This is a genomic window from Pseudomonas sp. Xaverov 83, from assembly GCF_019352905.1.
Lineage (GTDB): Bacteria > Pseudomonadota > Gammaproteobacteria > Pseudomonadales > Pseudomonadaceae > Aquipseudomonas > Aquipseudomonas yamanorum.
This window is the reverse complement of record NZ_JAAAFU010000069.1, coordinates 3,401-14,094: the sequence shown is the minus strand read 5'-3', so window position 1 is coordinate 14,094 and position 10,694 is coordinate 3,401. Positions and strand designations below refer to the sequence as shown.

At 62.8% G+C, this 10,694-nt stretch carries 11 protein-coding genes; 8 read left to right on the top strand and 3 right to left on the bottom strand.

Annotation, left to right across the window (positions count from 1 at the left end; genetic code table 11):
• Positions 1–133: 133 nt before the first annotated feature.
• The 3 genes from K0H47_RS20175 to K0H47_RS20165 form a co-directional block, all read right to left on the bottom strand.
• On the bottom strand, positions 134–1,069 hold the full coding sequence (locus tag K0H47_RS20175) for a FecR domain-containing protein (RefSeq protein ID WP_219273509.1): 936 nt from the start codon (positions 1,067–1,069) through the stop codon (positions 134–136).
• Positions 1,066–1,584, bottom strand: coding sequence for a sigma-70 family RNA polymerase sigma factor (locus K0H47_RS20170; protein WP_219273508.1), 519 nt, complete (start codon positions 1,582–1,584; stop codon positions 1,066–1,068). The genes K0H47_RS20175 and K0H47_RS20170 overlap by 4 nt, the downstream gene beginning before the upstream one ends.
• A gap of 92 nt (positions 1,585–1,676) precedes the next feature.
• Positions 1,677–2,618 carry a LysR family transcriptional regulator gene (locus K0H47_RS20165; protein ID WP_076016683.1) on the bottom strand — a complete coding sequence of 314 codons (942 nt, stop codon included), beginning with the start codon at positions 2,616–2,618 and terminating at the stop codon, positions 1,677–1,679.
• A gap of 116 nt (positions 2,619–2,734) precedes the next feature.
• Here K0H47_RS20165 and K0H47_RS20160 point away from each other — a divergent pair, with 116 nt between their 5' ends.
• From K0H47_RS20160 to K0H47_RS20125, 8 genes are all read left to right on the top strand, one after another.
• Positions 2,735–4,030: an MFS transporter gene (locus K0H47_RS20160; protein ID WP_063029977.1), complete on the top strand. Its 1,296-nt coding sequence runs from the start codon at positions 2,735–2,737 to the stop codon at positions 4,028–4,030.
• A 15-nt stretch (positions 4,031–4,045) separates the two neighbouring features.
• On the top strand, positions 4,046–5,230 hold the full coding sequence (gene rhmD, locus K0H47_RS20155) for an L-rhamnonate dehydratase (RefSeq protein WP_063029975.1): 1,185 nt from the start codon (positions 4,046–4,048) through the stop codon (positions 5,228–5,230).
• Between the two features lie 11 nt (positions 5,231–5,241).
• Positions 5,242–6,042, top strand: coding sequence for an aldolase/citrate lyase family protein (locus tag K0H47_RS20150; protein ID WP_093197188.1), 801 nt, complete (start codon positions 5,242–5,244; stop codon positions 6,040–6,042).
• Between the two features lie 10 nt (positions 6,043–6,052).
• Positions 6,053–7,486: an aldehyde dehydrogenase gene (aldA, locus tag K0H47_RS20145; RefSeq protein ID WP_219273507.1), complete on the top strand. Its 1,434-nt coding sequence runs from the start codon at positions 6,053–6,055 to the stop codon at positions 7,484–7,486.
• A gap of 70 nt (positions 7,487–7,556) precedes the next feature.
• The gene (locus tag K0H47_RS20140; protein WP_219273506.1) at positions 7,557–8,462 is read left to right on the top strand and encodes an amidohydrolase; all 906 of its coding nucleotides are present in this window, start codon (positions 7,557–7,559) and stop codon (positions 8,460–8,462) included.
• Positions 8,438–8,758: an L-rhamnose mutarotase gene (gene rhaM / locus K0H47_RS20135; RefSeq protein ID WP_219273505.1), complete on the top strand. Its 321-nt coding sequence runs from the start codon at positions 8,438–8,440 to the stop codon at positions 8,756–8,758. Before K0H47_RS20140 ends, rhaM begins: the two co-directional genes overlap by 25 nt.
• Positions 8,759–8,798: 40 nt before the next feature.
• Entirely contained in the window at positions 8,799–9,857 is a 1,059-nt protein-coding gene (rhaT, locus tag K0H47_RS20130; RefSeq protein WP_219273504.1) for an L-rhamnose/proton symporter RhaT, read from the top strand.
• Positions 9,858–9,884: 27 nt separating this feature from the next.
• Positions 9,885–10,655 carry an SDR family NAD(P)-dependent oxidoreductase gene (locus tag K0H47_RS20125; RefSeq protein WP_219273503.1) on the top strand — a complete coding sequence of 257 codons (771 nt, stop codon included), beginning with the start codon at positions 9,885–9,887 and terminating at the stop codon, positions 10,653–10,655.
• Positions 10,656–10,694 lie beyond the last annotated feature (39 nt).

The window sequence follows — 10,694 nt, the reverse complement described above, 5'->3', positions numbered from 1 at the left end:
GGCAAAGACCTTTTGGTTACTTTTGGGGCGTTTGCCAAAAGTGACCCGCTGTAAGAGCGGAACCCTAAGTCGCCGTTACCGCAGCAACGGATATGTACGCAGCGCAACGCAACAGAGTCCTACACAGACCGCATCAAACAACCGTCTTGCGCGGCACCAGCGTCACCCAATACCGCGTACGAAACTGCACCTCCAGCGCCATCGTCGACGCCAGCAACGCAAGAATGCGATCCGTATCCGCCAACTGAAAGCTCCCAGTCACCCGCAACGTCTCCAGGCTCGAGTCCCAACGCATCACCCCTGGCCGATACCGCTCCAACTCCCGCAAAAAATCACCCAACAGCTGGTTCTGCGCAGTCAGCACACCGTCGCGCCAACCCAATTGCAACGCATCAAACCCCACCGCAGCGCCCATCCCCGACGCCTGCAATCGAGCCTGCTGCCCACCGTGCAATGTCGCCATCTGCCCACGCAGGTCCTGCACCTGCACTACGCCCTTGAGCACCGACACCAAACACCCGGATGACAGCTGCCGCACACACACCTCAGCCTGGCTGACGATCACCTGGCCATAACGCGTCTGCACCGTCAGCGCGCCAGCCCCCGGCACCGTCAACGCCATCTCCCCTTCCACCAGCGTCACACGGCGCCGGGCCGCATCTACATCCACCGCACTCGCGGTATTGAGTTGCAGGCTGCTGCCATCCGCCAGCGTCACCTGCTTACGTTCGCCGGTGGCGGTGTGCAAGTCGGCGCGCCATGCATCGATCGGCAATTGCCGGCTAAGCAACCACGCAGCCGGCACCAACGCCGCCACCCCCAACGCACGCTTGAGCACCGCACGCCGCCCCGGTTGCGGGCGATCGAGGCTGGCCATGGCCAATGCCGGAGGCAAGTCGGTAAAACGCTGGCGCAGTAACTGGGCTTTTTGCCAGATCTGTTCGTGTTGAGGATGGCTGTCACGCCACTGCTGCAGGCTGGCATGGTCACGCTCAGTGGCAGTACCGGACTCCAGCAACGCCAGCCACTGTGCCGCCGCACGGGCAAGATCCGGTGCAGTACGGCTCACAGTTCCACCAGCAGGCAATGCTCATAGGCCTGGGCCATGTAGCGCTTGACCGTACGCTCGGACACCTTGAGCCGCTCGGCGATCTCGCGGTAGCCCAGCCCTTCCAGCTGGCTCCAGAGAAACGCGCGACGCACCACCGGTGGCAAACCGTCGAGCAGCTCATCCAGGGCTTGCAGGGTTTCCAACAGCAGCCAGCGCTGCTCCGGCGACGGCACGCAAGCCTCCGGCAACTGCATCAACGCATCGAGATACGCCTGCTCCAAGCTGCGCCGCTGGTGAAAATTCACCAGCAAGCGCTTGCCCACGGTCACCAGATAGGCCCGGGGTTCCTGCAATTGCGCAATCGGCTGGGCGCTGGCCAGCACCCGCAGGAACGTGTCCTGGCTCAGGTCTGCGGCATCCCAGGCGTTGCCCAGGCGGCGTCGCAACCAGCTTTCCAGCCAACTGCGATGGTCACGGTACAAGCTGTGAAGCGTCGGTTCAGCGCGGTGCGTCGGCAATACAGCATCATTCATGGCAAGTAACCTGCGCGGCGCGAGTCAGTCTCAAATGAGATTCATTCTATTTAATATCCCGCCGGCATACCACGTTCTTTTGCACAGGATGTTTAAAGCATCGCCGCCTTTTGCCTGAGCATGTCGATAAACATCCCTAGCTCGCGACTCACCGGGTCACCCCGGCGCAGCAGCATGCCGAACGGCGCGAGCTGCACCTCCAGCGCCACCGGCAGTGCGACCACCAGGCCCATTTTCAGGTAATCCCGCAGGGCGCTTTCCGAGAGCACCATAATTGCGTCGGTCAGTTGAATCAGTTGCTGCATGGAATACACCGAGCTGCATTCGATGATGTCTGCCGGCTGCGGTAACGCAAGGCGTTGCAGTGCTTCGTCGAAGCCGATGCGCGCCGGGCTGGTTTCCGGTTGCAGGATCCACGGCCAGTCGCTGACCAGCTCCGTCAACGCCAGGTCATCACGCTGGGCCAGGGGATGGCCGGCGTGCACCACCACCAACAAACGCTCGTTGCCCAAGGGTTCGAAGGTGTAATGCTCGCTGTCGGTGGCGGCATTGCGCCGCGCGATGGCCAAGTCGATGCGGCCTTGTTCCAGCAACTGGATCACCTGGTCGCTGGTGTCGCCCATGATGCGAATGCGCAGTTGGGGATTGAGTGTCTTGATCTGGGCGATGGAGTCCATCACCAGGTCCGGGGCCGCGCCCATGATGGTGCCAATCGACAAGTAGCCATAACCGCCCTGCTGACGTGCCATCAGGTCTTCGGCGCAGCGGTCGAGGCCACTCAGCGCCGACTCGGCAAAGCGGATCAGTTCCTTGCCCAGCGCCGTCGGGCGCATGCCCCGGGGCAGCCGTTCGAACAGGTCACAGGCAAACATGTCCTCGATCTCGCGCAACATGCGCGTCGCCGCCGGCTGCGACATGTTCAGGCTTTGGGACGCACGGTGCAGGTTCTGGCTGGAACTCAAGGCCACCAGCATGTGCAGATGCTTGTAGCGCAGGCGGTTGAACAGGCTGCGGGAGATCAACGGACTACTCATTTTTATCCTTGTTATCGATACCCTGAGGTTATCAGTTGTAAGCGAGATTCGATTTGTAGCGCATGGATTGAGCGCCGTACAGTCCTTCCCATAAGAACAAAACACCGGACTGAACAATGAAGACCCTGCCCGCACCTCTGCTCGCCAAAATTTCCTGGCGGCTGCTGCCCTTCCTGCTGTTGATGTACATCATGGCCTTCCTCGACCGCGCCAACGTCGGATTCGCCAAACAAGCCTTCCAGGCCGACACCGGCCTCAGTGACGCCGCCTTCGCCTTTGGCGCCGGGGTGTTTTTTGTCGGCTATGCGCTGCTGGAAGTGCCGAGCAACCTGATCATGCATCGCGTCGGTGCCCGCCTGTGGATGTGCCGGATCATGGTCAGTTGGGGCCTGGTGTCCGCCGCCATGATGTTTGCCCACAACGAAACCAGCTTCTACGTGTTGCGCTTTCTGCTGGGCGTGGCCGAGGCCGGGTTTTTCCCCGGGGTGATTCTCTACCTCACCTACTGGTTCCCCTCCGCCGTGCGCGGCAAGGCCATGGGCTTCTTCTACTTTGGCGCGCCCTTGGCCTTCATCTTCGGCAGCCCGCTGTCCGGCCTGTTGCTGGAGCTGGACGGGTTCTCCGGGCTGCATGGCTGGCAATGGCTGTTTGCGGTGGAAGGCCTGATGGCCACCGCGGTTGGCATTTGGGCCTACTGGTACCTGGACAACCGCCCCGCCGATGCCAAATGGCTGAGCGTTGCAGAGCGCCGCCAGATCCAGGATTTGCTGGACCACGAAGATCAACACAAAACCTCCCACGGCCGCAGCCTGCTCACAGTGCTGTGTCAGCCCAGCGTGCTGTACCTGTGCCTGGTATACCTGCTGATCCAGGCCAGCGTCTACGGCGTGGTGTTCTACTTGCCAACCCAAGTCGGCGGGCTGCTGGGGACCAAGGTCGGCTTGATGGTGGGCCTGGTCTCGGCGATTCCCTGGGTCTGCGCACTGTTCGCCGCGTGGTGGATTCCCGGCTACTCCGACCGCACCGGCGAGCGCCGCAAAACCGCATCCCTGACCCTGTTGATGGCCGCCGCCGGGATCGCCTGCTCAGTGACCTTCGCCAACCCGCTGCTGGGCATGCTCGCCCTGTGTTTTGCCGCCTCGGGTTTTATCGCTGTACAACCGGTGTTCTGGACCTTCCCGTCCAGCTACCTGGCCGGCAGCGCAGCGGCGGCCAGCATCGCCCTGATCAACTCCTTCGGCGCCCTCGGCGGGTTTATTGCCCCGGTGCTGAAGAACTGGGCAGAAACCGCCTTTCACTCCCCTGCGGCCGGCCTTTACCTGCTATCCGCCACCACCGTACTCGCAGCGTTGCTGGTACTCGGTATCCATTCCCCAGGCCAAAAAGCGACGAACACGCCGGCCACTGTTTAATCAAGGAGTCACACCATGGGCAACCTCACTATCAAGCACGTCCGCGCCTTTGTGCTGCGCGGCGGCGGCGCGGACTACCACGACCAGGCAGACGGCCACTGGATCGACGATCACATCAGTACCCCCATGAGCAAATACCCCGAGTACCGCCAGAGCCGCCGCAGTTTCGGGATCAACGTACTCGGCACACTCGTGGTGGAAATCGAAGCCAGCGACGGCACCGTCGGGTTCGCCGTGACCACCGGTGGCGAGCCCGCCGCGTATATCGTCGAGAAGCACCTGGCGCGCTTCCTGGAAGGCGCCCGCGTCACCGATATCGAGAAAATCTGGGACCAGATGTACCAGTCCACCCTGTACTACGGCCGCAAGGGCCTGGTGATCAACACGATCTCCGGTGTCGACCTGGCGCTGTGGGACCTGCTCGGCAAGATCCGCCAGGAGCCGGTGCACCAGTTGCTCGGCGGCGCGGTGCGTGACGAATTGCAGTTCTACGCCACCGGCGCCCGCCCCGACCTCGCACAGAAGATGGGCTTTATCGGCGGCAAGATGCCCCTGCACTACAGCCCGTCGGAAGGCGAAGAAGGCCTGCGCAAAAACCTCGAGGAACTGGCGACCATGCGCGAACGGGTCGGCCCGGACTTCTGGCTGATGCTCGATTGCTGGATGAGCCTGGACCTGAACTACGCCACCAAACTGGCGATCGGCGCCCATGAATACGGCCTGAAATGGATCGAAGAAGCGCTGTCGCCCGACGACTACTGGGGCTATGCCGCGCTGCGCAACAACGTGCCCAAAGGCATGTTGGTCACCACCGGCGAACACGAAGCCACCCGCTGGGGCTTTCGTATGCTGCTGGAGATGGGGTGCTGCGACATTATCCAGCCGGATGTGGGCTGGTGCGGCGGCCTCACCGAGCTGGTGAAAATCTCGGCACTGGCCGATGCCCATAACGCGCTGGTGGTGCCTCACGGCTCGTCGGTCTACAGCTACCACTTTGTTGCGACCCGCCATAACAGCCCGTTCGCCGAATTCCTGATGATGGCGCCCAAGGCCGATGAGGTGGTGCCGATGTTCCACCCGCAACTGCTCGGTGAACCCGTGCCGGTGAATGGCCGCATGCGCCTGTCGGTGCTCGACAAACCCGGGTTTGGCGTGGACCTCAACCCCGATTGCCAACTGCATCGTCCGTATAACCGCTGAGGACTCCTGCCATGAACATGCCCCACAACGCTTTCAAGGCTGCGCTGCGTAAAGACGCTGCGCAATACGGGATCTGGGCCGGCTTCGCCACCGCTTACGCCGCCGAAATCGTCGCCAGCACCGGTTACGACTGGATGCTGATTGACGGCGAACACGCCCCCAACACCGTGCCCAGCGTGCTCAACCAGCTCCAGGCCGTGGCGCCCTACGCCACTGCGCCGGTGGTGCGTGCGGTAAGCAGCGACGCCAACCTGATCAAGCAACTGCTGGACGTGGGTGCGCAAACGCTGATGATCCCGATGGTGGAAACCGCCGAGCAAGCCCAGGCCCTGGTGCGGGCCATGCGTTACCCGCCCCACGGTATTCGTGGCGTAGGCGGCGGCTTGACCCGCGCCACCCGCTGGGACGGCGTGGCCGACTACCTCAATACTGCCCATGAACAGCTGTGCCTGATCGTGCAGGTGGAGTCGCGCCTGGGCGTTGAAAACGTCGCGGCGATTGCGGCGGTGGAAGGCGTGGACGCGGTATTTATCGGCCCCGCCGACCTGTCCATCGGCCTCGGTCACGCCGGCAATCCCGGGCACCCCGAGGTGCAGGAACGCATCCAGCACGCGGTCAACGCCACGCTGGCGGCCGGCAAGGCCTGCGGCATTCTTGCGCCCAACGAAGACGATGCTCGCCGTTATCAAGCCTGGGGCTGCCAGTTCATTGCGGTGGCCATCGACATCAGCCTGCTGCGCCAGGGTGCCATGGCGACCCTGGCCCGATACCGCCCCGCCGCCGACGCCAAGGCGCCGTCACGTACTTACTGAGGAGCCAAGCATGTCATCCGTACCGGTCTACCAGAACTTCATCAATGGCCGCTTTACCCCGAGCGATGCCCACCTGGATGTGTTGAACCCGGCCACCGGCGTCCTGCTGTCGAAAGTCCCGGCGGCCACCGCCGAAGACGTCGACCAGGCCCTGGCCGCTGCCCGCCATGCGCAAAAAGACTGGGCGCGCAAGCCGGCGATCGAACGCGCCGGGCACTTGCGCCGCATCGCCGCCAAGCTGCGGGAAAACGTCGGCCACCTGGCGCGCACCATTACCCTGGAGCAAGGCAAGGTCAGCAGCCTGGCGGAAGTGGAAGTCAACTTCACCGCCGACTACCTCGACTACATGGCCGAGTGGGCGCGCCGCATTGAAGGCGAGATCATCACCAGTGACCGCCCCAACGAAAACATCTTCCTGTTCCGCAAACCCCTGGGGGTGGTGGCCGGTATCCTGCCGTGGAATTTCCCGTTCTTTTTGATCGCCCGCAAGATGGCCCCGGCATTGCTGACCGGCAACACCATCGTGATCAAACCCAGCGAAGAAACGCCGAACAACTGCTTCGAGTTCGCCAAATTGGTGGCCGAGACGGACCTGCCAGCCGGGGTATTCAATGTGGTGTGCGGCGATGGCCGAGTCGGTGGCGCCCTCACCGCCCATAAGGGCGTGGACATGATCAGCTTCACCGGCAGCGTAGCCACCGGCTCGCGGATCATGGCTGCTGCGGCACCGAATATCACCAAGCTCAACCTGGAACTGGGCGGCAAGGCACCGGCCATTGTCCTCGCCGATGCCGACCTGGACCTCGCGGTAAAAGCCATTCGCGACTCGCGGATCATCAACAGCGGCCAGGTGTGCAACTGCGCCGAACGGGTGTACGTGGAGCGCAAAGTCGCCGACCAGTTTATCGAGCGCATCAGCGCCACGATGGCCGCCACCCGCTACGGCGACCCCATCGCCCAGGCCGATGTGGAGATGGGTCCGCTGATCAACCGCCAAGGACTGGACAGCGTCAATCGCAAGGTACGCACCGCCTTGAGCCAGGGTGCATCGCTGGTCACCGGTGGGCAGATCGACGATCTGGGCCAGGGGTTTCACTTCCAGCCGACGGTATTGGCCGGTTGCCACGCCGACATGGAAATCATGCGCGAAGAAATTTTTGGCCCGGTGCTGCCGATCCAGATTGTCGACGACCTGGATGAGGCGATCGCCATGGCCAATGACTGCGACTACGGCCTGACGTCCTCGATCTACACCCGTGACCTGGGCAAGGCGATGCAGGCGGTGCGCGAATTGTCGTTCGGCGAAACCTACGTCAACCGCGAGAACTTCGAGGCGATGCAAGGCTTCCATGCCGGCGTGCGCAAATCCGGAATCGGCGGCGCCGACGGGAAGCACGGCCTGTATGAGTACACCCATACCCATGCGGTGTACCTGCAGGGCTGAGGTGGTGCAACGGGCCCTGGCGCGGTAGCGTGCGGGCCCTTCCCTATCCATTGTTCCGAAGGATTGCGCTATGCCTCTTACCCCTTACAGCGGCCCGATCATCGACAGCCATTTGCACCTGTTCGACCCGCGCCGCCCCCAGGGCATTCCCTGGCCCGAGCCGGGCAACGCGCTGTATGCCGCGCATTTGCCGGCGGACTATTGGGCGCTGGCAGGCGAACATAACGTGATCGGCGCCATTGCCGTTGAAGCCAGCCCATGGCGCGACGACAACCGCTGGTTGCTGGAGACCCTGCGCAGCGACCCACGCATGCTCGGTTTCGTCGGCAACCTTGACCCGCTGCACGGTGACTTTGCGGCAGACCTTGAGGCCTTGGCCAAGGAACCCCTGTTCCTCGGTTTGCGTTACGGCAACCTGTGGGACCGCGACTTGCTCGAAGACCAGACGCGCCCCGGCTTCATCGATGGCCTGCGCCGGCTTGCCAAATGCGGGCGTGGCCTGGACAGCGCCAACCCCAATCCGCGCCTGATCAAAGGGCTGCTGCACCTGAGCGACGCCTTGCCCGAGCTGCGCATCATCGTCGACCACCTGCCCAATGCCAGCGTGCCCGCCGGTGAAGAGTCGGCGTATCACGCCGACCTGATGCGCCTGGCAGAGCGGCCGAATGTGTTTGCCAAACTGGCGGAAATCCCCCAGGTCGGCCCGCAGGGTCTAATCCTTGACCCGGCGTTCTACAACGACCGCCTGGCCGTGCTGTGGGAAGCCTTTGGCGAAGACCGTTGCTTCTACGGCAGCGACTGGCCCAACAGCGATCATCTGGCCAGTTTCGCCACCACCTTGGACCTGGTGAAAGCCTGCATGGCGGGCAAACCCGAGGACGTACAGGGCAAGTTCTTCCTGCACAACGCGGTGCGCATCTACAGCCCCACGCCACCCCACGGAGGCCAGTCATGCAGACCCGAGCCTTTCGCATGAACCTCAACCCCGGCCAGCACGCCGAGTACCGTCGACGCCATGACGAGATCTGGCCCGAACTGGCCCAGGCCCTGCGTGATGCCGGGATGCTGGACTACCGGATCTTCCTCGACGAGGCCAGCAACGCCTTGTTCGCCGTGATGACCCACGTAGACCAGCACGGCCTCGACGCGTTGCCGGGCACCGCGCTGATGCAACGGTGGTGGCAGTACATGCAAGACATCATGCCCAGCCATCCGGACGCCTCGCCCGTCAGCGTGGATTTAATCCCGATGTTCAGCCTCACCCCAGGCTGAAACAGCGCGCTACCACAACAATAAAAAAGGATTCGACTACGTGGAAATCATTCTCTTCGGTGTGATCCTGCACTTCATCGGCGGCTTCGCCTCCGGCAGTTTCTACATCCCTTACAAGAAGGTCCGTGGCTGGGCGTGGGAAAGCTATTGGATCACCGGTGGCCTGGTGTCATGGCTGATCGTGCCGCTGATTGCCGCGCAACTGACCGTGCCCGGCTGGGCCGACATCCTGCGCCAGGCCGACAGCAGCACCTTGCTCTGGACCTACCTGTTCGGAGTGCTCTGGGGCATCGGCGGGCTGACCTTTGGCCTGACCATGCGCTACCTCGGGCTGTCCCTGGGCATGTCGCTGGTACTGGGCCTGACCTCGGCCCTTGGCGCCTTGATGCCGGCGCTGTACCGCGACCTGTTCACCGACGCCACCGAAGGCGCCCTGACCTCGATGCTCGCGTCTCAGGGCGGGCATTGGGTGCTGTGGGGTGTAGCGGTTTCACTGGTGGGCATCGCGGTGTGTGGCAAGGCCGGGTTAATCAAGGAGCGTGAAGTGCCGGAGGCGGTGAAGTTTGCCAGCATCAGCGAGTTCTCGGTGGCCAAGGGCATGCTGGTGGCGGTGATCTCCGGCGTACTCAGCGCGTGCTTCAGCTACGGCATTTCCGCCGGTCGCCCCTTGGCCGCAGCGGCCGTGGAGCACGGCGCCAACAGCCTGTTCCAGAACAACGTGACCTTCATGGTGATCATGTGGGGTGGCCTGACCACCAACGGCCTCTGGTGCCTGTGGCTGAACTGGCGCAACCGTACGTTCCACAACTACACCGACCGCAGTACGCCGCTGCTCGGCAACTACCTGCTGGTGGCGTGCGCTGGCACCCTGTGGTTCCTGCAGTTTTTCTTCTACGGCATGGGCGAAAGCCGCCTGCAGAACGACGCCAGTTCGTGGGTGTTGCACATGTCTTTCATCATCATCGTATCCAACTGCTGGGGCCTGTATTTCCGCGAATGGCAGGGCACCAGCGCCACCAACAAAGGCGTATTGGTCGCGGGTATCGCGGTGATTCTCGGTGCCATTGCCATGGTCGGTTACGGCAACTATCTCGGCTGAGGCCGCTTTTTTTCCAGGAGTCCACTTATGTTACTTGCAGACAAAACCGTGATTATTACTGGCGCCTCCCGTGGTATCGGCCGCGCCGCCGCCCGGGAATGTGCACGCCAGGGTGCCCGTGTGGTCATCGGCCACAGTGGTAGCGGCCAGGGTACGGAGGCGGCGCTTTCGCTGATTGAGGAGATCAAGGCGTTCGGTGGCCAGGCGGTGGAAGTGGGCGGCGATGCGGCTGATCCGGACACCGGCGACAAACTGGTGGCCGGCGCGCTCAAGGCGTTCGGGAGTGTGGATGTGTTCGTCAACAACGCCGGGATCTGTCCGTTCCACTCGTTCCTCGACATGCCGCGGGAGGTGTATCTGAAGACGGTCAACACCAACCTCAACGGCGCCTACTTCGCCGTGCAGGCGGCGGCGAACCAGATGAAAAACCAGGGCAAGGGTGGCGCGATCATCGCGGTCAGTTCCATCAGTGCGCTGGTGGGTGGAGGGATGCAGACGCACTACACGCCAACCAAGGCCGGGCTGCATTCGTTGATGCAGTCCTGTGCGATTGCGCTGGGGCCGTATGGGATTCGCTGTAATTCGGTGTTGCCGGGGACGATTGCTACCGACATCAACAAGGAGGATTTGGCGGATGAGGAGAAGCTGGCGTACATGACTTCGCGTACGCCGCTGGGGCGCCTGGGTGAGCCCGACGATGTTGCGGGGCCCATTGTTTTTCTTGCTTCGGATATGGCGCGGTATGTGACCGGGGCTTCGTTGCTGGTGGATGGGGGGTTGTTTGTCAACTTGCAGTAGCTTTCGGGGGGCATATCCGTTATTTGGGTGATGGCTGAG